Origin of the sequence: Tenacibaculum sp. SSH1-16 (genome assembly GCF_040104435.1) — a bacterium.
GTDB lineage: Bacteria > Bacteroidota > Bacteroidia > Flavobacteriales > Flavobacteriaceae > Polaribacter > Polaribacter mesophilus.
On sequence record NZ_JBECOV010000004.1, the window covers coordinates 119,622 to 145,101 of the forward strand.

Below are 25,480 nucleotides of genomic sequence, written 5' to 3' on the forward strand. Positions count from 1 at the left end.
AAAATGGGTAAGTTTATAAAACACCGTTTTAACATGTGAAACACTTTAAGTTTTATTTTGAGATTAAAATAAAGTATCTTTAGTGTTTTGAAATGGTTTTTAGAAATAAAGATAAGTATGTACAAACCAACACTTGATTACGCACAGCAACAAGATAAAGAAGATAAATTAGCACACTTAAGAGCACAATTTCATATTCCTAAAGATCCAAAAGGGAATGATTGGTTGTATTTTACAGGAAACTCTCTTGGATTGCAACCAAAACAAACACAACAATACATTCAACAAGAATTAGACGATTGGGCAAAATATGGAGTAGAAGGGCATTTTGAAGCTCGAAACCCATGGATGCCATATCACGAATTTTTGACAAATTCGATGGCAAAAATAGTGGGAGCTAAACCATTAGAAGTGGTAGTGATGAACACGTTAACGACCAATTTACATTTGTTAATGGTGTCGTTTTATCAACCAACTAAAGCAAAGTATAAGATTGTTATAGAGAGTGATGCTTTTCCTTCGGATAGGTACGCGGTACAATCGCAATTAAAATTCCATGGATTTGATACAGAAGAAGGATTGATAGAATGGAAACCTCGTGAAGGAGAAGAATTATTGCGTATTGAAGATTTAGAGAAAATAGTAGATGAGCAAGGTGATGAAATAGCCTTGTTGTTGATTGGAGGAGTAAATTATTATACAGGGCAGTATTTAGATATCAAACGTATTGCAGAAATAGGACACGCAAAAAACTGTATGGTAGGGATTGACTTAGCACACGGTGCGGGAAACATTTCGCCAGAATTGCATGATAGCGGAGTAGATTTTGCAGCTTGGTGTACCTATAAATATTTGAATTCGGGTCCGGGAAGTTTAGCAGGGTTATTTGTACATGAAAAGCATGCACATAATAAAGAATTACCACGTTTTGCAGGCTGGTGGAATCATAACAAAGAAACTCGTTTCAACATGCGTCAACCCTTTGATGTGATGCCAGGAGCAGAGGGATGGCAGTTGTCAAATCCGCCTATTTTATCAATGGCAGCCATTAGAGCTTCGTTAGATATGTTTGAAGAAGTTGGAATGGAAGCGCTGAGAGCTAAATCGGAAAAATTAACAGGCTATTTTGAATATCTAATCAATCAGATTGATACCGATAGAATTAAAATAATTACGCCATCTAATCCGAAAGAAAGAGGGTGTCAATTATCTATCCAAGTGCAGCATGCAGATAAAAGTTTACACAAAAAACTAACCGAAAACAATATCATAACCGACTGGAGAGAACCAGATGTAATTCGCTGTGCTCCGGTGCCAATGTATAACAGTTTTAAAGATGTATACAGAATGGTTGAAATTTTAAAAACATTATTATAAATGAAAAAAGTACTTATTGTTTTCTTAGTTCTATGTAGCTTTAGTAGTATAGCTCAAACCAAGTATCAAAAAGATTTTGATTATCTGTGGAGTATGTTTGATAGCTTCTATGCTTACTTTGATCAAAAACAAACAAATTGGAATGAGGTAAAAAAGATTTATCAAAAAGAGGTAAAAAATGTTTCGGATGATTCTCAGTTTATTAGATTAATAGAGAATATAACGTACGAACTATACGACCCTCATACTGGTATTAATCGAAATTTAAAATCTTCATTTCGACTAATTCCAACATCAACTGATGCATGGGTAAAAATAAAGGATGGAAAATATTACATAGCTGACATTAGATCGGGTTTTGAAATTGAAGAAACAGGATTAAAAGTTGGAGATGAATTACTTGGTATTAACAATCGTAAAATTGAAGATTTAGTAGAAGAAGTACTGCCAAAATCTTTTAAAAACCCAAAAGACAATGTAAAAGAGTTTTTTGCCAATTTGTGGTTTGCTGGAAAGCATAATGAAGAAAGAGTGGTTCTAGTGCTAGAAAATGGAAAAGAAAAACAATATAAATTAAACAAACCTACAGCTTCAAAAAAAGAAAACGGAACTTTAAGTTCAAGAGTTATAAAAGGAAATATAGGGTACATAAAACTAAATAATTCTTTAGGAAACAATGAGGTAATTAAAGCTTTTCCTAAAAAGGTAGATGAGTTTAGAGATACCAAAGCGATAATTGTAGATTTAAGAGATACACCAAGTGGAGGTAATGCAGAAGTAGCTAAAAGTATTATGGGAAAGTTTATATCGGAAACAATTCCATATCAAAAACATGAAAAAGTAAGTTTAGAAAGAGAGTTTGGTATAAAAAGAAGTTGGATTGAGTTATTAACACCTTTAAAAAATCCATATAAAAAACCAGTTATTGTATTAGCAGGAAGGTGGACAGGAAGTGTAGGAGAAGCAATAGCACAAGGTTTTGATAACATAAAATCGGCAACAGTAGTGGGAACTGAGATGGCAAAATTGTTAGGAGCTATTGAATGTGATAGATTACCAAATACTAAGATCAATTTATGTTTTCCTGTTGAAAAACTGTTTCATGCAAGCGGTACGCCAAGAGAAAAATTTATTCCTGAAATTCACACGAAAACAAGTGAAGAAACATATAAAAAAGCGATTCAAATACTAAATGAGTAAAAAAGATAACATAGTAATTATAGGTGCTGGTTTATGCGGAAGTTTATTAGCACTTCGTTTAGCACAAAGAGGATATAAGGTAGCAATGTATGAAAGTCGTCCAGATTTACGAGTTACCGATATTTCAGCAGGACGTTCTATCAACTTAGCATTATCGGATCGTGGTTTTAAAGCACTTCGTTTATGTGGTGTAGAAGAAAAAGCGCGTGAAATTTGTATTCCGATGTACGGACGTTTAATGCACGATAGAGAAGGGAATACGTTTGCTTCTAATTATTCAGGTAGAGAAGGAGAATGTATCAATTCTATTTCGAGAGGAGACTTAAACGGAATCTTATTAAACGAAGCGGAAGCACACGAAAATGTAAGCATTCATTTTAATACAGAATGTACTTCGGTTGATATTGAAAATACGGTAGCGCATTTTAAAAACTACAATACGAAGGAAGAGTTTTCAGTAGATGGAGATGTGATTTTTGGAACAGATGGTGCAGGATCTGCATTGAGGAAAAGCTACTATTTAGAAAGAAAATTCTTGTTTAGCTATTCGCAGAATTTCTTGACACATGGATACAAGGAATTAGAAATTCCTGCAGACAAGTCAGGAAAACACCAAATAAGTAAAGATCATTTGCATATTTGGCCTCGTGGAGAGTACATGTTAATCGCATTGCCAAACTTAGATGGAAGTTTTACGGTAACCTTGTTTTTGAGTTACGACGAAGGAGAATACAATTTCAACAACTTAACTTCAGAAGAAAAGATAACTGAGTTTTTTGAAAAAGAATTTTCAGATGCCTTAGCGTTGATACCAAGTATTAAAGATGAGTTTATTAATAATCCGACTGGAGCTTTAGGAACGGTAAAATGCTCACCTTGGCATTATCAAAATAAAACCTTGTTAATGGGAGATGCAGCACATGCGATTGTTCCGTTTTATGGACAGGGGATGAATGCTTCGTTTGAAGATGTAACGGTATTTGATACGATTCTAGATACGCACGAAGGAGATTGGCAAGCTACTTTTAAAGCGTATGAAAAAGCACGTAAAGAAGATACTGATGCGATTGCTGATTTAGCTATCGATAATTTTTACGAAATGCGTGATCATGTAGCAAATCCATTATTTAAGCAAAAGAGGAAGTTAGAAATGGACTTAGAGAAGACGTTTCCAACAGAATATTTTTCAAAGTATTCTATGGTAACTTTTAATGAAGAGATTCCGTATGCAGAAGCGATGAAAAAAGGACGTGCGCAAGATAAAGCTCTGTTAAATATGGTGGCTCATCATGATTTAGATGCAATCACCGATTTGAATGAGGTATTAAAAAAGGTGCAAGAAGAAACCAACGAAATTTTAGAAGAAGATAAAATTGCTGGATTTAGATAGTTGTTTATTGTAGTTCTCTTTTTAGTTTCAAAAGTTCTTGTTCTAAAAAAGAAAGTTTGTTTTCTATAGAGGTATTAAGGTCAGGAATTCTATTGAAAAATACATATTGTATTTTCCACAATTCTTTAATATCTGTAATAGAAAATGTTTTATCGGGGATGTTTTTATGGTTTGCACGTAGAGTTACAGAATCGTTTTCAATGTATAGTTTGCGTAGAATCAATTCATTTTTAACAAGAGTTAGTGTGAGTTCTCCATTTTTTAAGTTCTTAATAGTATTGTTTGGTGTAAACTGGCCTATTACTATGTCGTTAGGGTATAATCCATTATTGTGATTAGCCATTTCTAAATTAGAAACAGTATAAGCTCTGAGTTTTTTTTGAGAGTTAATAGGGAGTTGAATTTTGGATAAATCATCAATAAAAGAAGTTTTGTTGTGGTGTTTTATGTATTCTGTAATTGTCTTTTCGGTTATGCAAGGTATAATGGTGAAGGTTTCTTTTGATAGTTTTTCAGTTTCTAGGGTTAAATCCTCTTTAAACTGAAGTAAATTATTAACTGTGAGCTCTGAAGTTAATAAATTGTCTATAGGAATGCTAAAATAATTAGCAATTTTTATAATGGTATCAATTTTTGGTTCGCTTCTGCCTTCTTCATAAGCGCCCAGTGTAGCTCTTTTAAGGTTAAAGAGTTCTGCAAAAGCTTGCTGGCTTAAACGTTTAACACTTCTGATTTTTTTTATGTTTTTACCAAAGAATGACATGTTTTTGCTAATTTTATTTGCTAAATAGTTTTATTTTTGTATATTTGAGCAAACAATATTAGCTAATTATTTTTGTTTTTGCTAATTTTTTTAGTTTAAAAATTAGTAGGGGGATGTTTAAAATTAATTTTTTTGAATCTATATTGCTAATAATATTATGTTAAGTGTCTTTGATTTTAGAAACTTTTTGTAATATTATCGCTTAAAAAGAATGCTATATTAACTAATCAAACTGCTTAAAAATGAATACACATTTTAGTAAGGTAAAGGAGTTTTTACTTGGGTTAAATTTCAATATAATAAAAGAAAATCAAGAAGAAGGTATTTTTGTTGTTGAGAAAGAAAACGAAGGAATTAAAAACTTAATTATAGGAGTTGCAAATCCAATTATAATTTTTGAACAATATATCTTTAAAATTAGAGAGCCTAATCAAGAAGTTTTTAGGAGTTTACTGCAAAAGAATAGAGATATAATCCACGGAGCTTTTGTCTTAGATGAAAGTGGAGAGCGTGTTATTTTTAGAGATACACTTCAATTAGAGAATTTAGACGCTAATGAGTTTGAAGCGAGTTTAAACTCACTTAGCTTACTCTTAAGTGAATACTCAGATCACATTATTAATTTTTCAAAATATTAAAAAAAATAGATATGAATTTTTTTAAAAGACTTTTTAAAATAGGGCAATCAGAAGCAAATTCTGCGATAGATAAAATGGAGGATCCTATTAAAATGACAGAACAAGGAATTAGAGACTTAAAACTGAATTTAGAGAAGAGTTTAGAATCCTTAGCGCAAGTAAAGGCGTTGGCTATTAGAGCTAAAAATGATGTAGAAGAATTAACATATAAGAGTCAAGATTATGAGCAAAAAGCTGTGTTGATTTTAAAGAAAGGACAAAATGGTGATATAGGAGTATCTGAAGCAGATCGATTAGCAAAAGAAGCTCTAATGAAAAAAGAAGAGACAAACCATAAAATAGGAATGGTAAAAAAAGAAGAAGCTCAGTTTAATGACTCAGTAAGTAAATTAGAGCACAATATTCAAGAGATTAAACAGAATATTAGTAAATGGGAAAATGAATTAAAAACATTAAAAGCAAGAGTTAAAGTTTCTAAGGCAACTAAGAACTTGAATAAACAAATGGCTGATATTGATAGTGCTAGTACTGTTGCTATGTTGGAGCGTATGAAAGAGAAAGTGAAACAAGAAGAAGCTTTGGCTGAAGCTTATGGAGAAATAGCGAAATCATCTAAATCAATAGATAAGGAACTGTCAGAGGCAGCAGATGTAACTGAAACTTCGGCAGAAGAAAGTCTGTCAAAATTAAAAGAAAAATTAGGGTTAAATAGTAAAGAAGAATAAAATTGAACACTTTTACTGATATTATATTTTCATCTGTTAACTTACCACTTACAATACTGGTAATTATACTTTTGTTGTATTGGATAGTGACAATGATTTCAGGAGTTGATTTCGATTTAGATATAGACGTAGATATCGATGCAGATTTTGATATTGATACAGATTCAGGAATAGAAGGAGGGAATGCAGATTTTCATGATGTTTCAAATGCAGAAGTAAATAAAGAAGATGTACTAGGCAAGAGAAGAAAACCATTAAAATGGTGGCAAATTTTTCTGATTTACTTCAATTTTGTAGGGTTACCTTTTATGTTTACGTTTACCTGTTGGATTTTTATTTGGTGGATTTGTACGGCATTTTCTACTGTTTTAACAGGAAGTATAAACAATAGCTTTGGTTTTGCATTAATGTTAATAGGTTTTTTACCCTCGTTGTTTATCAATAAAATTTTTACAACACCTTTTAAAAGTTTTTTTAAGAACTTAAATCAACACGGAGATTTACCGATAGATATAGTAGGTAGAGTAGGAGTTTCTTTATCGAACATCAAAGAAAAAAAATTAGGTTCAGCTGAAGTAAAAGCTGAAGGGACTCACTTATCAATAAATATTAAATCGTTAGATGGGAGTCCTATACAATTTAGAGAGCAAATCTTGATTATAAAACAAAGCCAAGATAAGTCTTTTTATTACGCACAATCATATATAAATTAAAAACAAATTATTTTAAAAAAAAGAACTATGACAAACAGTTTATTACAGGTTATTGGAGTAGGTGTAGGTTTAATTCTATTCCTTATTATTCTATACTTTGCTATAATAGCAATGTTTTACAAAAAAGTACCGCAAGGGCAAGCATTGATACGTACAGGTTTCGGAGGAACTAAAGTAGCAACAGATAAAGGAATGTATGTAATACCTGTATTTCACAGAGTAGAAATTATGGATATTTCTGTAAAGAAAATTCAAATAGAACGTTTAGGTAATGATGGATTGCTTTGTAAGGATAACATGCGAGCAGATATTAAAGTTGCCTTTTTTGTAAGAGTAAACAATGAAGTAGAATTTATTAAAAAAGTAGCACAAACTATAGGTTGCGATAGAGCATCAGACATTTCAACTCTAGAAGATTTATTTGAAGCTAAGTTTTCTGAAGCTTTAAAAACGGTAGGGAAAAAATTTGACTTCACAGAGTTGTATGAGGCTCGTAGAGAGTTTAGAGATGAAATTGTTGATATAATAGGAACTGACTTAAATGGATACACACTGGAAGACTGTGCAATTGATTACTTGGAGCAAACATCAGTATCTTATTTAAAAGCAGATAATATTTTAGATGCAGAAGGAATTAAAAAAATTACTGAATTAACAGCTGCACAAAATATTAAAGCAAACTTGATAAAAAGAGATGAAGAGAAAACTATTCGAAAGCAAGATGTAGAAGCTCGTGAAGCTATTTTAGAATTAGATAAACAATTAGCGGAAAAAGAAGAACAACAAAAAAGAGAAATAGCCAACGTTAAAGCAAGAGAAGAAGCTGAAATCTTAAAAGTTAATCAAGAAGAGCTATTAAAATCAGAATCAGCAAGAATAGCAACAGAGGAAAAAGTACAAGTAGCAGAAGAAAATAAACAACGACAAGTTATTGTAGCGGCTAAGAATAAATTACGTACAGATGTTGTTGAAACTGAAAGAGTAGAAAAAGATAGAATGTTAGAAGCTACTGAACGTGAGCGAATAGTTACATTGGCTCAGATTGAAAAAGAAAAGGTAGTTGAAGTAGAGAAGAAAAACATACAAGATGTTATTCGTGATCGTGTTACTTTAGAAAAAGGAGTTGTTGAAGAACAAGAGAATATGAAAGATATTCAGGCGTTTAAAACAGCAGAAAGAGAAAAGCAAGTTACCATTACGTTAGCTGAAGCAAAAGCTCAAGAAGATTTAATTAAAACAATTAAAGAAGCTGAGGCTCAAAAAGAAGCTGCAAAACAAAAAGCAGAAGAAATAAACATTGAAGCGCAGGCACATAAAGAAGCAAGTGAAAAAGAAGCTGATGCTCGTAAGACATTAGCAGATGCAAAAGCAAAAGAAGAAGCTACTTTAGGAATGTCAGAAGCTCAAGTAATGCATGCCAAAGCAGATGCTAGTGAACGATTTGGTACAATGGAGGCACTTATTATTGAGAAGAAAGCAAAAGCAGAGGCTGTAGGTATTGAAGCAAAAGCTGAAGCACTAAGAAAAGAAGGAATGGCTGAAGCGGAAATTATAAGAGAAAAAGCCTTAGCAGATGCAGCTGGAATTGAAGAAAAAGCAGCAGCAATGAAAAAATTAGATGGTGTAGGTAAAGAACACGAAGAGTTTAAACTGCGTCTAGAAAAAGATTTAAAAGTAGATTTAGCGCACATCAACATACAAAAAGATATTGCAGATGCACAAGCTGATGTTATTGCACAAGCATTAAAATCTGCTAAAATTGATATAGTAGGAGGAGAGACTATGTTCTTTGAGCAAATAATGGGACAAATTACTAAGGCTAAAGGACTAGATAAGATGATTGAAAATAGCAGTAACTTACAAGAGGTAAAGGATGCTATTTTAAGTAGTGATGATGTGAAAGGAAACTTAATGGAACGCGTTAGAGATTTTGCTGTAAAATACGGAATTTCTTCTGATGATATTAAAAACCTAACAATTGCTAACTTATTAATGACTCTTAAAGAAAGAGCAACATCTGATGACGATCAAACGCTTTTAGGAAACCTTTTTAGCTTAGCAAAAGGTTTAGATATATCTAATAAAAAAATGAGTTAGAATAACACTTGCCCGGGTATTGATTTTTCAATACTCGGGATTTCTTTTAATAAGTGTTTTAAAATTAATTTTAACTCGTAATTTTATATGGATAATCAACAACTTGATGGCGGAACTTATGAGATTATTCAGAGCCGTCTTCAAAAACAAAAAAAAGAGCTACTAAATAGGTTACAAAGATTAAATGATGCTAGAAAGCATGTGTTTGGTACAATTGAAACAAAGCTTATAGCAAATGATAGAATTAACACAGAAAACAACTGTATAGCTAGAGATATTGTATCTCTAGGAAACACTTCAATCTTTGGATATAATGTTCATTTTGGACTAAGAACAGATATTAAGTTATCGGATGTTTTCAGCGCTTATGAGTTTAAAGACAATCGTTTTCAGCCAAAATCATTAGATTTTCTTCATAATGAAACTTTCATAACTGACTTTACTAACCTATACAAGTATTATCGAAATACTATTTTTGCAAAATTTGCAATTATAGATAATTACCTTCACATGGTTTTCCAGTTAAGTGAGAGTAAAACCGATGTGAAAACTTTTAAGTGGTTAATAAAGGAAAATGAATTAGTATATGTTGATAATAGAAGTGAGCATGAATACAGGTTTCCAAAGCAACATGAATTTAATTGGCAAGAAGTAACCCGAGATATGCACCGTTATGGTACTTACTCTCATATTTCTATTTTAGATAAAGTTTTTGTCGAAACTATCGGAGGTGATTTAACTATTAAGATAGAAGATAACACTGATGAAGGAAAAGGAATTCTTGAAGAGCCAGTAGAACATGTTGATCAAACATTAGATGATGGTCAGTTTCGTTATACCGATTTAGGAAACCTTATTTTATTAGAGATAAAACCATTTCAGGAAGAAGCTCGTTATTTTATTTATAATCATAAGTTACAAGAAGTTCAAAAAGTAAATAGTGTTAAAGACTGTGCTGTATTATTACCAGACGATCAAGGTCTTATTTTTCCTGATGGATATTATTTACAAACAGGGCAGTATAAACTTTTTGAAAATAACGCTAAAGACGTTAAGTTCCAAGAGAAAATAGTTTCTCCCAACGGAGAAGACTTTTTATATGTGTTTTATGCTACAATAAGAGGGCTATATATATTAATGTCTTATAACATTATTGAGCAAGAGGTAAAAACACCTATTGTTTGCAATGGTTTTACAATTTTAGAGAATGGAGAATTGTGTTACTTCAAAACTGAAAATGAGCAAACAAAACACCATGTTGTTCAAATTTGGCAAACACCTTATGTAAAAACAGACAGTATTCCATCATTACATGAAGATACCTTACTTTATAAGATTGGTAATAAAGATATTGTAAAAGCAATGGCAGAGTGCCATGAATTAATAACACTTTTAAATAAAGAAGATAGTTATGCTGGTTTATATAGTGATATAGCTAAGAAATCTAATGATATTAATAGCAGTTATTACTGGATAAATGAGCCCGAAACAGAACAGTTAAGTGTACCTGTTGCAGAAATTAACGATGCAGCAAATGCTGCTATTGATGAATTTGAAAAGGTAACTCAATTAAAGCAACAAGCAGCTAAAGAAGGCAAGATTATTCAAGAAAAATCTAATGAACTTTTAAGTAAGATCAAAAGTACTTCTTTTAAGACCATAGAAGATTTTGTTGACTTATTAAATCAACTACGAGTATTAAGAGGGCAGGTCATAAGCTTGAAAGATGTTCGTTATATAGCAATTGATATATTAGAAGAAATTGAAAACTCAATTGAAGAACAAAACACAATAATATCAAAAAGATGTGTAGAATTTTTGTTGAATGATCAAGCTCTAAAACCCTACCATAAACGCGTTCAAGAAAGGCAAGATGATTTAACATCTATAAAAAAGGTAGTAGAAGCTAAAAAACTTGAAAAAGAAGTAGATCAAATAACAACAAATTTAGAACTTTTAATTGAAATTGTAACAAATTTAGAAATAGAAGATACTTCTCAATCGACTAGAATTATTGATAATATCTCTTTAATCTTTGCTACATTAAATCAATTAAAAGCAGGAATTAAAAATACAATTAAAACTTTAGGAAGTAAAGAAGCTAAGGCAGATTTTTCTGCTCAATTAAAACTTATAGATCAAAGTATTATTAATTACATTGATATGGCTACTACGCCAGAAAAATGTGATGAGTTCCTCACAAAAATAGCAATTCAGTTAGAGGAAATTGAAGGTAAGTTTGCCGATTTTGAAGAATTTATTTCCTTAATTATAGAGAAGAGAGAAGAAGTTCATAATGCTTTTGATGCCCGAAAGAGTACAATACTCGAAAAAAGAAATAAGAAAATAGAAGCATTAAGCGCTGCTTCTGAAAGAATTTTAAAAAGTATAGCAAAAAAGGCACAAAGTTACCCCTCAGTTGAAGATATTAACGGATATTTTGCTGCTGATTTAATGATTAACAAAGTTAGAGATATTGTTAATCAATTAAAAGATTTAGAGTCAGTTGGTAAAGCTGAAGCTATTGAAACACAACTTAAAGTAGCTAAAGAAGATGCATTAAGAAAATTAAAAGATAAACAAGAGTTATATGAAGATGGTGAGAATATAATTCGCTTAGGAAAACACAAGTTTGGAGTTAATAAACAACCGTTGGATTTATCAATAGTTTACAAAGATCAAACGTTACATTATCATTTAACAGGAACCAATTTCTATCAAGAAGTTGAAAATGAAATTTTACTTAAATCTGAAAAATATTGGAATCAAGAACTAGTTTCTGAGAACGATTTAGTGTATAGATCTTCTTATTTGGCGTATAAATTATTTACTTCGTATTCAACAGATGAATTATTAAAGCTAAACGAACAAGGTTTATTAGCGTTAGTTCAAAATGAAAGTGGAAGCTTGTTTGCAGAAGGATATGTAAAAGGTGTACACGATGTTGATGCTTTTAAAATATTGTATACACTAGTCCATAAACATCACGAATTAGGTTTATTAACATACGCTTCAAACACTAGAGCATACGCTCAATATTTTTGGAACTCTTTGCCTAAAGAGCATCAAGATTATTATAATTTTTCAATAAAAGCATCAGGAGATGTCCTACGATTCTTTCCTGAAAGTAAAGAATACGATTTTTTAATAAATAAGTTACAAAAAGAAATAACTACTTTTTCAGAAGAAACTTTATTGTTTTCTAAAGAGGTAGGAAAAACAATAGCTAGTTACCTATTTAACCAATTAAAAAGCACTAATTCATTTATAATAAGCGCTATTGCGTTGGGAATAAAAGAAGACTTTATAAAGTATCTAACAAAACAAGATGCATTACATGTGTTTAAAAGTAATCTTGAAAAGACTACAGATTATAGCGCAAAAATCCAGCTGATTAAACAATGGGTAAGCTCATTTATAACATCTATTGATGGAAATGAAAATTACACAGATGAAGTAATTTCGTTATTATTATTTCACCATGAGCCTAATGCTGTTTTACATGCAAACCCTGAAGAAACCATTAAAGAGTTAAGAGGAGAACACGATACTATTATTGAAGGAAGTTTTGAATTTAATTATCATAGTTTCATTGAAAGATTAGAGTTTTTTTCAAAAGAAGACGTACCTAATTTTTTAGCATACAAAGAGGCGAAACACCTATTGGTAGAAAATTTAAAAGAGACATTAAAGTTAAATGAATTTAAGCCAAGAGTATTATCTTCCTTTGTTCGAAATAAGCTAATAGATGAAGTTTACTTTCCCTTGATAGGAGATAACTTATCTAAGCAGTTAGGAACGGTTGGAGATAATAAACGTACAGACAGAATGGGGATGTTACTTTTAATATCACCCCCAGGTTATGGAAAAACTACTTTGATGGAGTACCTAGCCAATAGGTTAGGATTAATCTTTATGAAAATTAATGGACCTGCCATTGGTCATGAGGTAACCTCAGTCGACCCGGAAGCAGCAACAAATTCAGCTTCTAGAGAAGAACTCAAAAAGTTAAATTTAGCTTTTGAAATGGGAGATAACGTAATGTTGTATTTAGATGATATTCAGCATTGTAATCCTGAGTTTTTACAAAAATTCATTTCTCTTTCAGATGGAACAAGAAAAATAGAAGGAGTATATAACGGAAAGCCAAAAACATATGATTTAAGAGGAAAGAAGTTTTGTGTAATTATGGCTGGAAATCCATATACTGAAAGTGGAGATAAGTTTCAAATACCTGATATGTTAGCTAACCGAGCTGATATATATAACTTAGGAGATATTATAGGAGATACAGATCATTTATTTAAACTTAGTTTAATAGAAAACTCATTAACATCAAATCCTATACTACACCAGTTAAGTAGTAAATATTTTGAAGATGTTTATGCTTTGATAAATAGAGTTGAAAATAATACTGAAGAAGGGGAGTTGAAAGGAAATCATACAAAGCAAGAGATTCAAGATTATATTTCGGTATTAGAAAAAGTAATAACTATAAGGAATACCATCTTAAAAGTAAATAAAGCATATATTGAGTCGGCTGCAAAGGAAGATGAATATAGAACAGAACCCTCTTTTAAGTTACAAGGTTCATATCGAGACATGAATAAGTTAGTAGCTAAAGTAGTACCAATAATGAATGATAATGAGTTAAAAAGACTGGTATTGTCTCATTATGAAAGTGAATCTCAAACATTAACATCTTCTGCTGAAGCAAATTTATTGAAGTATAAAGAATTAATAGGAGATATATCAGAAAACGAAGCAAACCGATGGAATGATATAAAAGAAATTTTTGTTAAGAATAATAAGCTAAAAGGTTTGGGGAATAAAAATGAAATGGCTCAAATATTAAACCAAATGATGTCATTTTCAGATAATTTAGAAGGTATTAAAGAGGTTTTAAGAAAAGGATTGCAAGGATAAAATGAACACAATAATTATTTTGTTAAGAGGGATTAATGTTTCAGGGAAAAATAAAATTCCGATGCAAGAATTAAAAACACTGTTAGAAGAACTGGGATATAATACTATAAAGACCTATATCCAAAGTGGCAATATTGTGTTAAAAACTAGAGAAGACTCAAAAGAGGTAGAAAAGAATATTCATACAAAAATTAAAGAAAAATATGATTATGATGTTCTTGTTCTAGCAAAAGAAGTAAAAGAAATAAAAGAGATTCTTCAAAACAACCCTTATAGTAATTTAAACGAAAAACAAATATATTTTACTTTCTTATTCAATGAAACTACAATAAAAGAGATAGAAGTAGATGCGAAAGAAGATGAATACACCATCTTAAAAGATGTGGTTTATGTAAATGCAGCTGGAGGGTATGGGAAAACAAAATTGACGAATAATTTTTTAGAAAGAAAGTTAAAAGTTTCAGCAACTACTCGTAACTTTAAAACCACGAATAAATTAATAGAGTTAGCCAGTTCGTAAATGTCATTTCTATCAAAGGGAGAAATCTCATGAAAAATGCATTTGAAATTAAAAAATATAAAACATGGATAGTAAAGTAATCAAAGGAAAAGCAATACCAAGAGGAAAGTTTCCGCATGTAAAACAAGTAGGAGATTTTATTTATGTATCTGGAACCAGTTCACGTAGACCTGATAATTCTTTTGAAGGTGTTGCCGTAGATAAATTTGGAACGACCAACTTAGATATTAAAAAGCAAACCCGAGCGGTAATTGAAAACATTCGAGATATTTTACAAGAAGTAGGAGCAGACTTATCAGATATTGTAGATGTAACTTCATTTTTGGTGAATATGAATGATTTTGGAGGCTATAATGAAGTATATGCTGAATATTTTGATTATAACGGACCAACTAGAACAACAGTAGCTGTACATCAATTACCACATCCTCATTTATTGATTGAAATTAAAGTGGTAGCGTACAAAAAGCAAGAATAAAGAACAAAGAACCATTAGAAAAGAAAAGAGACTTTTTCCTCTCTTGGTTTCTTTAATCTGTGAATGAAATGACTATTAAAAATTATATAAACGGAGAATTCGTTATACCGGTAGCAAATAATTATATTGATAATTATAATCCATCTATTGGAGAAGTGTATGGTCAAATTCCTAATTCTACTAAAGAAGATGTAGCGTTAGCATATGAAGCAGCTAAGAAAGCTTTTCCGTCTTGGTCAAACACTACCTTAAACGAACGTAGGGATATTCTTTCTAAAATAGCACAGTTAATTCAGCAAAGGTTACCTGAATTGGCAAAAGCTGAGGCTAAGGATAATGGAAAGCCTTTAAGTTTAGCTACAGTGATTGATATTCCGAGAGCTTCATCTAATTTTCAATATTTTGCAGATGCAATTACACAATTTTCATCCGAAGCTCACGAAAGTGTAGGTTTAGGAGCGATGAACTTTACGTTACGTCAACCGATTGGTGTAGTTGCATGTATTTCTCCATGGAATTTGCCACTTTACCTATTTACGTGGAAAATAGCTCCAGCAATAGCTGCAGGAAATTGTGTTGTAGCAAAACCGAGTGAAGTTACACCTATGACAGCCTATTTGTTAGGGGAGATTTGTAATGAAGCAGGTTTACCTAAAGGGGTATTAAACATAGTTCACGGATTAGGAACCACCACAGGACAAGCCATTATTGAACATCCAGATATTAAAGCGATTTCATTTACAGGAGGAACCGCCACAGGAGCACATATCGCTCGTACAGCAGCACCAATGTTTAAGAAATTATCGTTAGAACTAGGAGGTAAAAATCCGAACATCATTTTCGCAGATTGCGATTATGAGAATATGTTAGTGACTACAGTTCGCTCTTCATTTGCAAATCAAGGTCAGGTTTGTTTGTGCGGAAGTAGAATTTTTGTAGAGGAAAGTATTTACGAGCAATTCAAAAAAGATTTTGTTCAAAAAGTATCGCAATTAAAAATAGGAAATCCTTTTGAAGAAGATACAAATATTGGAGCCTTGGTATCGAAACCACATTTAGAAAAGGTAAAATCATACATAGATATTGCGGAACAAGAAGGAGGGAAGATTTTATACGGAGGTGACAGAGTCACTGTTAAGAATTGTGAGAACGGTTACTATTTACAACCGACGATTATTGAAGTTTCAAGTAACAAGTGTAGGTTAAATCAAGAAGAGATTTTTGGGCCTGTAGTTACTTTAATGTCTTTTAAAACAGAAGAAGAAGCTTTACAGTTAGCTAATGACGTGGTATATGGACTATCATCAACATTGTGGACAAACAACTTGACAAGAACCATGCGTATGTCTAAAGAATTACATACAGGAATTGTTTGGGTGAATACTTGGTTATTACGTGATTTAAGAACACCTTTTGGAGGTCAAAAAGCGAGTGGAGTAGGGCGTGAAGGAGGTTTTGAAGCATTACGCTTTTTTACAGAACCCAAAAATGTATGTATAAAATATGAATAAAGAAATAAAGGAAAAAATAATTGCTGTATGTGAAGAGAAGATTGCTAAAAAAGGAGAAAATGTAGGGCTTTCGTTTTATGCATTTTTCAAAAATAAAAATGACAATCCGAAAGTATTGATGGAAGTGGCTACTTGGTGGATTCAGACACATCAATTAGATCATTTTGAGAAAGCGGTTAAGATTAAACAAATGATTCAGAATAACGAATAAAATGAATTTAGATATACAACATAAAAACGCCTTGGTATGTGGTAGTACACAAGGAATTGGGAAAGCAGCAGCAATACAATTAGCTCAAGAAGGAGTAAATGTAACGTTGGTAGCTCGTAGCGAAGATAAATTAAAAGCGGTGTTAGCTGAGTTACCAAATAATAACCAAAATCATGGATATTTAGTTGCTGATTTTACCAATCCTGCAGACTTAAAAGAGAAGTTAGAGGCAACAAATTTACAGTTTCATATTTTGGTGAATAATACAGGAGGACCTGCAGGAGGTCCAGTATTTAATGCCAAGTTAGAAGAGTTTGAACGTGCTTTTACCATGCATTTAAAATGCAATCATGTGTTGGTGCAAGCGTTAGTTCCTTTTATGAAAGAGGAAGGTTATGGTAGAGTAATTAATGTGATCTCTACATCAGTAAAACAACCATTAGATGGTTTAGGAGTTTCGAATACTATTCGTGGTGCGGTTGCTAATTGGAGTAAAACCTTAGCGAATGAATTAGGTCAATTCGGAATTACAGTGAATAATGTGTTACCAGGAGCTACAGCCACAGAGCGTTTGACAGAAATTATCAATAATAAAGCAGCAAAAACAGGTAAAACTATCGATGAAGTTGCAGAAATGATGAAAAATGCATCACCAGCAAAACGTTTTGCAAAACCTGAAGAAGTAGCTAATGCTATTGTGTTTTTAGCAAGTGAAAGAGCAAGTTTTATCAACGGAATTAATGTCCCTGTTGATGGAGGAAGAACAAAATCTTTATAAAAGAGATCAAAAATAAAGACTTTTTGAAATAAGACTATTTAAGTATCTTTAAAACAATCTTAACTCTTGTGTTTAAAAGTCTAAAAATCTAAATAAAATGAGCAAGTTAGTACAACCTTTAAATTTTAAAAAGTGGATTGATGAAAATCGTCATTTATTAAAACCACCAGTTGGAAATAAACAAGTTTGGGATAATGGGGAGTATATCGTAATGGTTGTTGGAGGACCTAACAATCGTAAAGATTATCACTACAATGAAACACCAGAGTTTTTCTATCAATTAGAAGGAGATATGGTGCTAAAAATCATTGACGACAAAGGGGAAATGATTGATGTTGAAATTAATGAAGGAGATATTTATTTGTTACCAGGGAAGGTGCCACACTCACCACAACGTAAAGCGAATACAGTAGGTTTAGTTATTGAATATCCACGTGATGAAGGAATGATGGATGCCTTGGAATGGTATTGTGAAAATTGTGGACATCAATTATACCGAGAAGAATTTGCTTTAGATAATATTGAAACTGATATGCCAATAATTTTTGATAAGTACTATTCTGACAAAGAGAAATGTACTTGTGATAAATGTGGTACTGTGATGGAAGCACCAAACAAAGCATAAATTTTGCAATAGAAACTAAAATGAAAAAACGCAAATTAAGAATAAACGGACATTCGCATTTATTGCCTTATCCAGAGCAAATTCCGCAGTTTATGAAAGACAAAGGGATTTTTTGGGTAGATAAGGATAGAAAATTCATGTTACAAAAAGACTGGAGTCGTCCCGTGACGGACTCTAGTTTCTTTTTAGATGAAAAACTAGCATGGATGGAACATTTTAAAATTGATCATGCAGTGGTTTTGAACCTATCTCAATTATATGGTAATGGACTTCGTTTAGAAGAAATGAAGCAAGCGTTACGTTTTCAAAACGATTTTAATGCACGTGTTCAACATGATAATCCGGGGAAGTTTACTTGTGGTTTTGTGGTGCATCCGGGGTTTGTTCGTGGAGCTTTATGGGAAATAGAGCGGTGTGTTGAGGTGTTAGGGATGCGTTTGTTGTGTTTGCCAACACACTATATGGACACTATTGGTACATGGCGTTGTATTTTTGACGAGGAAAATGAACCTATTTTTGAATTAGCAGATAAGTATAATTTAGCAGTTGAAATTCATCCGTATGACGGGGAGAAATTCATCAAACTACAAAATACAAGTTGGCGTTTTCACTTAATTTGGATGTTGGCACAATGCGCAGATGCGTATCACTTTTTAACGTTAAATGGATATTATGAAAAATATCCTAATATGCGAGTTTGTTTTGCGCATGGAGGTCAGTTAGCACAAATGAATTTAGGGCGTCGTATTCAAGGATTTGATGGAAGACCTGATTTATTTGAAGGAAAACAACACCCTCGTAAAGCTGTAGGACATAAAAACATCTTCTTTGATACATTGGTTCATGATACTGGTTCTTTGGATTTGTTGATTAAAAATCAAGGATCTAAACAAGTATTAATAGGGCTGGATGATCCGTATCCACTAGGAGAGATGGAGAGTGAAATTCAATCATCATATCCAGGGAAAATTTTAGATTTAGCTATTGATAGAAAGATTATTAATGAGCAAGAGAAAGACGAAATGTGGGAGGATAATGTATTACAGTGGTTGTTTGGAGATGATAAAAAAGCGAAAAAAGATTTAGTATCTAAAATTTTACAATAAATGGCTGAAGTAACACAGTTTCATAACCTATTACATACGTGTATTTCTTTTATTGGAGCTGTGTTATTATTAGCAATCTACTATAATATTACAAAGCGATTTAAAGAAGTTTTAGAAGAAGGAAATTCAATTAAAAGAGTTGATAAAGGCTTGTTGTATTTTAGCTTTGGAATGTTGGTTTGGGTGGTTTCTGGTATTTGGGCACTTTCTGCAAGTTATTTTACTTTTGAAAAAACAACAATTCATCAAGTAGGAATAAACATTCTGTCTACAATAAATAACTTATTTTGGTTAATGGCATTGTATTATGTGCACGATGCCCCCCAATTTATTTATAGAAATGAAAAGAATGTAAAAATTATAGCGATTATAATTGTTATTGTGGCTTCCATAACTTTATCTTTTTCTTTTTTATATGGTAATGATTTTTATTATGGAATAAAAATAGCAGCACTTCCAGATGTTTTACTAACAACTTTTTTATGTTTTTTAATGGGAGTTTCTTTTTACAAGACTTTTATGCATCGAGACTTAAAGTTGGTAGCTTTTATATCAGTTATAGTAATCTTTTTGTTGTTCGTTTCCCAATTGTCGGACATTTTTATTGGTTTTGATAATGAATTTGCAAATCAATTAATTAGGGTTGTAGCAAAAACATCGTTAGTATCGGTTTTTTTAGTATTGGCAACAAGTTGGGTAATACAACTGGCTCATACACCAAAACCTAATGAAATGAAAATTCAGTTTTTAGACTGGTCACTGATAAAGCTTACCATTCCATCTAAAGGAATAGTCAATGCTAAAGTAGATTTTGGCTCAAAAACAACACAGTATAAAAACCTACTAACATTTGCTTATAGAAGAAAGTTTTTAGAGGCGGAAAAACAATCAATTATAGTTAATTCAGGAGGTGATATAAAAAGTCAAACCTATGTTACACGAATTATAGAAAATATAAATTCAATTTTAAACCTAGAAGAAGAAAAATTAGATCGTAAAGATCTAATTACATTTGTAGGTGAAAGTAAATACCGCCTACGAATTCTTCCTGAACATATAATTATTGATGAAGCATTGTTAGAAGAGTACAAACAACAATTATAAATTATTTAGTTCTCCTAGTAACTTTATGAGTTTTCCTTTAGTTTTAGCGTATTCGTACTGGTTTTTAATTTCTTTCAATTTACTTTCTATTAATTTTACTTCTCTATAGTTAATTAAAAAAATAGAACTTTCTCCTAAAGAAAATTTACGTTCTTCACTCTTTACAATTGTATGATAGCCTTTCACAAGGTTTTTTAAAATATCATTTTGCTTTTTGTATGATGTAATTTCCTGCTCGGTAGCTGTTATTTTGTTTTCTAAAGAGACTTTAGTTGATGCAATTTCAAAATCGATATCTTGTAGTTTTAATTTAGCAAGTTTTAAATCTCCTCTAGATTTACGCAAGAATAGAGGAATGCTAACTTGAAGAGAGTTTTTATAATTAGAAGTACTAAAGGCATCGAAATTATTCACTTTAGAAGCAAGAAAATTATATTGAAAGTCTATTTTAGGTAATAGGTTGTTTACTTTTAGTTGCTTATTTATTTCTAGGTTTCTTTTCTTTAACTCTAGTAACTTTAATTTAGGATGGTTTTCAAACTCATTATCAAATAAGGTGGTTACAGAAGTATTTAGAATAATATCAATATTAGAAAAAGTGCTACTATCAGGAATTATTTCCTCTTTTATTTCCATAGGAATATTATTGCCTATCCATAAATAATTAGAAAGCTCTAACTTAGATTTAATGTATTTAATATTTGCTTTTTCTAGGTCTAACTTTCTGTTTTTTAAATTGATGTTAGCTTCTAAAGTATCAATAGCTGGTTTATCACCTGCTGTAAAACTTTTTTTTATGTTCTTTAGTCTGATATCAGCATTGGCATAATAATCTTTATAAATATTATAACTTTGGTAGTACTGTAACCAGTTTAAATAGGTGTTGATGGCTTCAAATAAAATATCGTTAACGAGTAACTGTTGTTCTAGTTTACCTTGCTGTGTGTAGAGTTTAGCTTGTTTTAAAGTAGCCATTCTTTTATTAATGAATAAGTTTTTTGCTAAAGAAACCGATACACCAACATTATATAGTCCTTTTTCTGGAGTATTGTGTTCAGGGTTTAAATATTGACCAGAATTATTCTCATAACTACCTTTTAGCTCTATTCCATACCAAGTCGGAATTTTAAAGGTTGAGTTTAACTTTTTGTAATAGTCTTTACCTTTAAACTCTTTTCTATTGTAATCTACTTCTATTTTAGGGTCAAAACCACCTCTAGCTTTTAATAATTTAGCCTCATTGGTACTTGTAATAAGTTCCGCTTGTTTAATAACGGGATGGTGTTTCTTTACATAACCTAAATACTCTTCTAAACTAAGTTGAGTACTTAAATTATCTTGTGCTGTAGCTATAAAGCTTAGTAACAAAAAAAGGATGTATAGCCTTTTCATTTAGTTGTCTTTTTAATTATTAGTTAGAGTGATGTTTTAACTTGCTTTAATCTACTAAGAAGTTTATTATTCCTCTTTTTTAGCTTTTTTATCACCTCCTTTGTTATCTGGTTGATAAAAGTTGGGAGGAAAGCTATTAATTTGTCTCCATAACTCAAACCAAATAGGTACATTTTCTAATAAAGCAATAGTTTTTGCACCTGAACCTACTCTAATGGCTTTCGGCCAAGGTTCTTCTTTTTCATTAGGAACAATTAGAACACGGTATTTTCCATTGCTACTAATAAAGTTTTCAATAGCTACAATTTTAGCACCATAAGTTCCGTATGATACATTAGGCCAGCCACTAAAAACCATTGCGGGCCAACCATCAAACTCAACACGCACCTCTTCACCAATATGAATTAGAGGTAAATCTATAGGTTGTATATACATTTCAACAGCTAAATCGTAATTTGCAGGCATAATGTTTACTAATTTTTCACCTTCTTTAAAAGTTTCACCAATACCAGATTTTATAGCTTTATTAATGTAACCGTCTTGTGGAGCAGTAATGAATAATAAAGAGCTTCGCTTGTTGTAATTAGCTAAGCTAGTTTCAAGTTTTGAAACTTGAACATCAGCTTCATAAGCACCAGATTGTGCACTATACAAGCTGCTTTCTGTTTTAGATAATTTATCAGCATAAGAAGCTTGTGTACTACTAATAGCTAATTGTGCATTAATAATATTGTTTTTAGAAGTAAAGAATTTGTTTTCTTGAGAAATTAATTTAGCGGATAACTCTTGAAGTTTTGCTCTTTTTTCTTCAACATCCTTTACAGCTTTTAAACCTTCTTTTTCTAAGGTAACAGTTCTATCAAATTGAGTTTGAGCTATTTTTTGCTTAATTTTAATAGCTTCAAAATCAATACTATCACTTTTAGCTTTTAAGTAGGCTTGTTTTAATTTGTTTTTTGCTTGCTCTAGTTTTAATTTACGTTCTCTTTTAATAGCTATAATCTGATTTTGCAAGGCACTAATCTTATTGTTATATGCTTTAGCAGAAAGTGTTTTAGAGTTTAACTGTTTACCAGTTCTTTCGGCAAGCTTAGTATCAAAATAACCACTTTTTATCTCAGAAATTCTTAAAATAGTATCTCCTTTTTTAACAAAATCACCTTCTTGTACAAACCATTCTTCTATACGCCCAGGTATTTGAGATTGTAATGTTTGTGGTCTTTGGTTAGGTTTTAACGTAGTAACAAGCCCTTCGCTAGATACATTTTGTGTCCAGGGTAGAAATAAAATAATTATTAAAATTACAGAAAAAACTAATAAAAAGCTTTTAAATAACTTATGATACTCTTTGTTAAAAATTTCTTTTCCAGATTTGAATTTCGTAATATCTATTTGGTCCGAAACTGTATTTTTTGATATGTTTAACATGATTACTTACGATTTAAAGTTAGTAATACTGCCTTTTTCAAGGGTAATTTGTTTATTACATTTTTCTTTCCAATGTTCATTACGGCTAACGATAATTAAGCTCCATGGTTGAGAAACATTAGTAATAAAATCGATAATTTTCTTAGCTTCATTTTTTTCAAATTGGTCTAGAGGGTCTTCTAAAATAAGTAGTTTAGGTCTTTTAATAATAGCCCTTGAAAGGATGATTTTTTTTGCTACAGTATAGGCAATAAGTTTTCCTTCAGGTTTTAAATAAGTATCTAAACCTTTAGGTTGCTGCTTTAAAAATTCTGTTAATCCCACAACTTTAAAGATGCTATATATTTCTTCATCAGTTATTGAAGAGTCACCAAAAGTTATATTTTCTCTAATAGTTCCTTTAAAAGGAGTTTCTTCAGAAAGAGACAAGCCTAAGTTAGATCTGTAATTATTAATAAAAATGCCCTTTAAAGATAAATCATTTACAAATATATTACCAGAAGTAGGCTCTATTAAACCAGAGATAAGTTGAATTAAACTAGATTTTCCTGAGTTGCTACTTCCTTGAATTAAAATTCTATCTTGTGGATTAATTTCAAATGAAATTTTATTTATGACAGGTTTTTGTCTATTATTTACAATGTAGGAAACATCTTGAAGTTCAATTTTAAAAGGCTTATCTTTATTAATGTTACTGCCTTTTTGTGGCTCTATAGGTTTGTCAATAACTTCCCCAAGCTTTTCTATAGATGTAAGTACATCATAAAAAGATTCGAGTCCAAGTATTAGTTTCTCTACAGAGTTCATAATTAAAATTATAATAATTTCTGCAGCAACAAATTGACCAATATTCATTTGTTGAGTAAGAACCAAAAAACCACCTATAAGAAGTAACCCAGCAGTAATAATGACTTTAAAACTAATCATTTGAATATATTGCATAACAAGCACTTTAAAATGACTTTCTCTAGATTTTAAATAATTATCTACTAAAATATCGCTTTTTTCAAGGGCTAACCTTGTCTTTCCTGATAATTTGAAACTTATTATAGTTCTAGCTATTTCTTGTAACCAATGAGCAACTTTATACTTGTTTTTAGATTCTTTTAAACTAGTATCTAAACCTTTTTGTGCTGTGTATTTAAATACAACATAAATTAGTAACATAACTAAAAATCCAAAAACAATAAAAAATGGATGATAAAAAGATAATAGTAATAAAGCAAAAACAATTTGTAATATGGCTGATGGAGCATCAATCAATATTTTAGAAATACCTTTTTGAATGGTTAGCGTATCAAAAAAACGATTGGCAAGTTCAGGTGGATAGTAGTTTCTTAATTCTATCATTTTAATTTTAGGAAAACGATAACTAAGCTCTATGGATGCTCTTGTAAAAATTCTTTGTTGTATGGTTTCAATAATTCTAAATTGCATTAGTTTTAATATTCCACTAAAAACAACGCCAGAAGTAACTAAGATGACTAAAACAATCCAGGAAGCTGATACTTGTGCCGCTTGTAACAAGTTTATAATGGCTTGTACTCCCAAGGGTAATGATAGTGCAACAATTCCTTCAAAAATGGCATAATATGCTATTTGTAAGGTGTCTTTTTTTTCTAGATTTATTAATCCTAGAAATCGCTGCCATGGAGTTAGTTTATTTTTCTCTTTCATTAGAAAGTACGTTTAAAGTTAGTTCAATAAAAAAGGAAGTGGTAGTTGTACTTTTATCACAATTAGTTAGTGATTTAAAATGAGATTTTACAAATTGCTGATGTAATATACCTTCAATTATAGTACTTGCAAGTGTTAATGGATGTTTATAATTATTGTTATAATTACTAATTATTTCAGCAAAACGTTTTACTACTTCTTTGTACAATTTAAAAAAACCTTCTTTATTTTCTGTATCTACTTCTTTAGTAGAGTATGATTTTGAGTTCTCGTTAATTACAATTAAGTTAAGTAATGCCTCATTAATATGTGAAAAATTATTGTCTTTCTCAGCTTTTCTAGCTAGAACTTCTATGGCTTTAATTAATTTCTCTTTTGGGTTACTAATACTGTAAGTTTCGATTACCAATAAATATTGAATCCACCCCCAATACCAAGAAGTTAAGTAAACTAAGAGTTTATGTTTACTTTCAAAGTAACGATAAATAGAACTTTCGTTAGAGCCTATTAACTTTCCTAGTTTTTTAAAATTAAAATTCTCAAAACCAATTTCTTCAATAAGTATAATACTGTTCTCTATTATTCTTTTACCCAAATCAGAGGTTTCAGGGTCTTTGATGTATATTCCTGAAGGGATCTCTATTTTTAAATTTGATAGTAAATTCTTCATAAATAAAAATTAATAGTGCAAATATAATAGTAAAACTATTAAATAAGCGTTTGTAGATATTAATAAGATGTTAATTTTTGGGTTACAAAAACTTACAAAAGCTTATTTTTTACTACAATTAACTACATACCTTTAGGTTTTAGATGTCGAA

At 31.0% G+C, this 25,480-nt stretch carries 21 protein-coding genes; 16 read left to right on the top strand and 5 right to left on the bottom strand.

Features of this window, described 5'->3' with window-relative positions:
* Positions 1-117 precede the first annotated feature (117 nt).
* Genes kynU through ABMY20_RS07310 form a run of 3 tightly spaced genes read left to right on the top strand, consistent with a single transcriptional unit; the run spans position 118 to position 3,967 of the window.
* Positions 118-1,377 (top strand): kynureninase, encoded by a 1,260-nt coding sequence (kynU, locus tag ABMY20_RS07300; protein ID WP_349264975.1) that lies wholly within the window; start codon positions 118-120, stop codon positions 1,375-1,377.
* Entirely contained in the window at positions 1,378-2,577 is a 1,200-nt protein-coding gene (locus tag ABMY20_RS07305; RefSeq protein WP_349264976.1) for a S41 family peptidase, read from the top strand.
* Positions 2,570-3,967, top strand: coding sequence for an FAD-dependent monooxygenase (locus ABMY20_RS07310; RefSeq protein ID WP_349264977.1), 1,398 nt, complete (start codon positions 2,570-2,572; stop codon positions 3,965-3,967). The genes ABMY20_RS07305 and ABMY20_RS07310 overlap by 8 nt, the downstream gene beginning before the upstream one ends.
* Before the next feature lie 4 nt (positions 3,968-3,971).
* Here the strand turns inward: ABMY20_RS07310 and ABMY20_RS07315 are convergent, their stop codons facing one another.
* Positions 3,972-4,730 carry a helix-turn-helix transcriptional regulator gene (locus tag ABMY20_RS07315; protein WP_047789347.1) on the bottom strand — a complete coding sequence of 253 codons (759 nt, stop codon included), beginning with the start codon at positions 4,728-4,730 and terminating at the stop codon, positions 3,972-3,974.
* A 242-nt stretch (positions 4,731-4,972) separates the two neighbouring features.
* Between ABMY20_RS07315 and ABMY20_RS07320 the strand changes: the two genes are divergently transcribed.
* The 13 genes from ABMY20_RS07320 (at position 4,973) to ABMY20_RS07380 (ending at position 20,162) form a co-directional block, all read left to right on the top strand.
* Positions 4,973-5,368 carry a molecular chaperone Tir gene (locus ABMY20_RS07320; RefSeq protein ID WP_159615684.1) on the top strand — a complete coding sequence of 132 codons (396 nt, stop codon included), beginning with the start codon at positions 4,973-4,975 and terminating at the stop codon, positions 5,366-5,368.
* Positions 5,369-5,379: 11 nt separating this feature from the next.
* Positions 5,380-6,093, top strand: a complete 714-nt coding sequence (locus ABMY20_RS07325) for a PspA/IM30 family protein (RefSeq protein ID WP_349264978.1) — start codon at positions 5,380-5,382, stop codon at positions 6,091-6,093.
* Positions 6,094-6,095: 2 nt separating this feature from the next.
* Positions 6,096-6,806 carry a hypothetical protein gene (locus tag ABMY20_RS07330; RefSeq protein ID WP_047789344.1) on the top strand — a complete coding sequence of 237 codons (711 nt, stop codon included), beginning with the start codon at positions 6,096-6,098 and terminating at the stop codon, positions 6,804-6,806.
* 27 nt (positions 6,807-6,833) lie between these two features.
* Positions 6,834-8,903, top strand: a complete 2,070-nt coding sequence (locus ABMY20_RS07335) for an SPFH domain-containing protein (RefSeq protein WP_159615686.1) — start codon at positions 6,834-6,836, stop codon at positions 8,901-8,903.
* A gap of 87 nt (positions 8,904-8,990) precedes the next feature.
* Positions 8,991-13,829, top strand: coding sequence for a DNA repair ATPase (locus tag ABMY20_RS07340; RefSeq protein WP_349264979.1), 4,839 nt, complete (start codon positions 8,991-8,993; stop codon positions 13,827-13,829).
* A 1-nt stretch (position 13,830) separates the two neighbouring features.
* Entirely contained in the window at positions 13,831-14,349 is a 519-nt protein-coding gene (locus ABMY20_RS07345) for a DUF1697 domain-containing protein (protein ID WP_349264980.1), read from the top strand.
* A gap of 64 nt (positions 14,350-14,413) precedes the next feature.
* Complete coding sequence (locus tag ABMY20_RS07350; protein WP_047789340.1) at positions 14,414-14,827, top strand: RidA family protein; 414 nt, start codon at positions 14,414-14,416, stop codon at positions 14,825-14,827.
* 68 nt (positions 14,828-14,895) lie between these two features.
* A complete protein-coding gene (locus ABMY20_RS07355; RefSeq protein WP_239178943.1) occupies positions 14,896-16,338 on the top strand; it encodes an aldehyde dehydrogenase in 1,443 nt (480 codons plus the stop codon).
* Positions 16,331-16,549 (top strand): DUF6500 family protein, encoded by a 219-nt coding sequence (locus ABMY20_RS07360; RefSeq protein WP_120187375.1) that lies wholly within the window; start codon positions 16,331-16,333, stop codon positions 16,547-16,549. The genes ABMY20_RS07355 and ABMY20_RS07360 overlap by 8 nt, the downstream gene beginning before the upstream one ends.
* A gap of 1 nt (position 16,550) precedes the next feature.
* Positions 16,551-17,327: an SDR family oxidoreductase gene (locus ABMY20_RS07365; RefSeq protein ID WP_349264981.1), complete on the top strand. Its 777-nt coding sequence runs from the start codon at positions 16,551-16,553 to the stop codon at positions 17,325-17,327.
* 97 nt (positions 17,328-17,424) lie between these two features.
* Positions 17,425-17,952: a 3-hydroxyanthranilate 3,4-dioxygenase gene (locus ABMY20_RS07370; RefSeq protein ID WP_047789336.1), complete on the top strand. Its 528-nt coding sequence runs from the start codon at positions 17,425-17,427 to the stop codon at positions 17,950-17,952.
* Between the two features lie 20 nt (positions 17,953-17,972).
* On the top strand, positions 17,973-19,058 hold the full coding sequence (locus ABMY20_RS07375) for an amidohydrolase family protein (protein WP_047789335.1): 1,086 nt from the start codon (positions 17,973-17,975) through the stop codon (positions 19,056-19,058).
* On the top strand, positions 19,059-20,162 hold the full coding sequence (locus tag ABMY20_RS07380) for a hypothetical protein (protein WP_349264982.1): 1,104 nt from the start codon (positions 19,059-19,061) through the stop codon (positions 20,160-20,162).
* On the opposite strand, the gene ABMY20_RS07385 is transcribed toward ABMY20_RS07380, so the two are convergent.
* The 4 genes from ABMY20_RS07385 to ABMY20_RS07400 form a co-directional block, all read right to left on the bottom strand.
* Positions 20,157-21,554 carry a TolC family protein gene (locus ABMY20_RS07385; protein ID WP_349264983.1) on the bottom strand — a complete coding sequence of 466 codons (1,398 nt, stop codon included), beginning with the start codon at positions 21,552-21,554 and terminating at the stop codon, positions 20,157-20,159. The genes ABMY20_RS07380 and ABMY20_RS07385 overlap by 6 nt on opposite strands.
* Positions 21,555-21,620: 66 nt before the next feature.
* Positions 21,621-22,982, bottom strand: a complete 1,362-nt coding sequence (locus ABMY20_RS07390; RefSeq protein WP_047789332.1) for a biotin/lipoyl-binding protein — start codon at positions 22,980-22,982, stop codon at positions 21,621-21,623.
* 6 nt (positions 22,983-22,988) lie between these two features.
* Positions 22,989-24,659, bottom strand: coding sequence for an ABC transporter ATP-binding protein (locus ABMY20_RS07395; protein ID WP_073181333.1), 1,671 nt, complete (start codon positions 24,657-24,659; stop codon positions 22,989-22,991).
* Positions 24,643-25,329, bottom strand: coding sequence for a TetR/AcrR family transcriptional regulator (locus ABMY20_RS07400; protein WP_047789330.1), 687 nt, complete (start codon positions 25,327-25,329; stop codon positions 24,643-24,645). The genes ABMY20_RS07395 and ABMY20_RS07400 overlap by 17 nt, the downstream gene beginning before the upstream one ends.
* Between the last annotated feature and the right edge of the window lie 151 nt (positions 25,330-25,480).

What these genes read in the sequence shown, in the direction of transcription:
- kynU (WP_349264975.1), top strand. Translation starts at nt 118, where the DNA reads ATGTACAAACCAACACTTGATTACGCACAGCAACAAGATAAAGAAGAT.
- ABMY20_RS07305 (WP_349264976.1), top strand. Translation starts at nt 1,378, where the DNA reads ATGAAAAAAGTACTTATTGTTTTCTTAGTTCTATGTAGCTTTAGTAGT.
- ABMY20_RS07310 (WP_349264977.1), top strand. Translation starts at nt 2,570, where the DNA reads ATGAGTAAAAAAGATAACATAGTAATTATAGGTGCTGGTTTATGCGGA.
- ABMY20_RS07315 (WP_047789347.1), bottom strand. Translation starts at nt 4,730, where the DNA reads ATGTCATTCTTTGGTAAAAACATAAAAAAAATCAGAAGTGTTAAACGT.
- ABMY20_RS07320 (WP_159615684.1), top strand. Translation starts at nt 4,973, where the DNA reads ATGAATACACATTTTAGTAAGGTAAAGGAGTTTTTACTTGGGTTAAAT.
- ABMY20_RS07325 (WP_349264978.1), top strand. Translation starts at nt 5,380, where the DNA reads ATGAATTTTTTTAAAAGACTTTTTAAAATAGGGCAATCAGAAGCAAAT.
- ABMY20_RS07335 (WP_159615686.1), top strand. Translation starts at nt 6,834, where the DNA reads ATGACAAACAGTTTATTACAGGTTATTGGAGTAGGTGTAGGTTTAATT.
- ABMY20_RS07340 (WP_349264979.1), top strand. Translation starts at nt 8,991, where the DNA reads ATGGATAATCAACAACTTGATGGCGGAACTTATGAGATTATTCAGAGC.
- ABMY20_RS07345 (WP_349264980.1), top strand. Translation starts at nt 13,831, where the DNA reads ATGAACACAATAATTATTTTGTTAAGAGGGATTAATGTTTCAGGGAAA.
- ABMY20_RS07350 (WP_047789340.1), top strand. Translation starts at nt 14,414, where the DNA reads ATGGATAGTAAAGTAATCAAAGGAAAAGCAATACCAAGAGGAAAGTTT.
- ABMY20_RS07355 (WP_239178943.1), top strand. Translation starts at nt 14,896, where the DNA reads ATGACTATTAAAAATTATATAAACGGAGAATTCGTTATACCGGTAGCA.
- ABMY20_RS07360 (WP_120187375.1), top strand. Translation starts at nt 16,331, where the DNA reads ATGAATAAAGAAATAAAGGAAAAAATAATTGCTGTATGTGAAGAGAAG.
- ABMY20_RS07365 (WP_349264981.1), top strand. Translation starts at nt 16,551, where the DNA reads ATGAATTTAGATATACAACATAAAAACGCCTTGGTATGTGGTAGTACA.
- ABMY20_RS07370 (WP_047789336.1), top strand. Translation starts at nt 17,425, where the DNA reads ATGAGCAAGTTAGTACAACCTTTAAATTTTAAAAAGTGGATTGATGAA.
- ABMY20_RS07375 (WP_047789335.1), top strand. Translation starts at nt 17,973, where the DNA reads ATGAAAAAACGCAAATTAAGAATAAACGGACATTCGCATTTATTGCCT.
- ABMY20_RS07380 (WP_349264982.1), top strand. Translation starts at nt 19,059, where the DNA reads ATGGCTGAAGTAACACAGTTTCATAACCTATTACATACGTGTATTTCT.
- ABMY20_RS07385 (WP_349264983.1), bottom strand. Translation starts at nt 21,554, where the DNA reads ATGAAAAGGCTATACATCCTTTTTTTGTTACTAAGCTTTATAGCTACA.
- ABMY20_RS07390 (WP_047789332.1), bottom strand. Translation starts at nt 22,982, where the DNA reads ATGTTAAACATATCAAAAAATACAGTTTCGGACCAAATAGATATTACG.
- ABMY20_RS07395 (WP_073181333.1), bottom strand. Translation starts at nt 24,659, where the DNA reads ATGAAAGAGAAAAATAAACTAACTCCATGGCAGCGATTTCTAGGATTA.
- ABMY20_RS07400 (WP_047789330.1), bottom strand. Translation starts at nt 25,329, where the DNA reads ATGAAGAATTTACTATCAAATTTAAAAATAGAGATCCCTTCAGGAATA.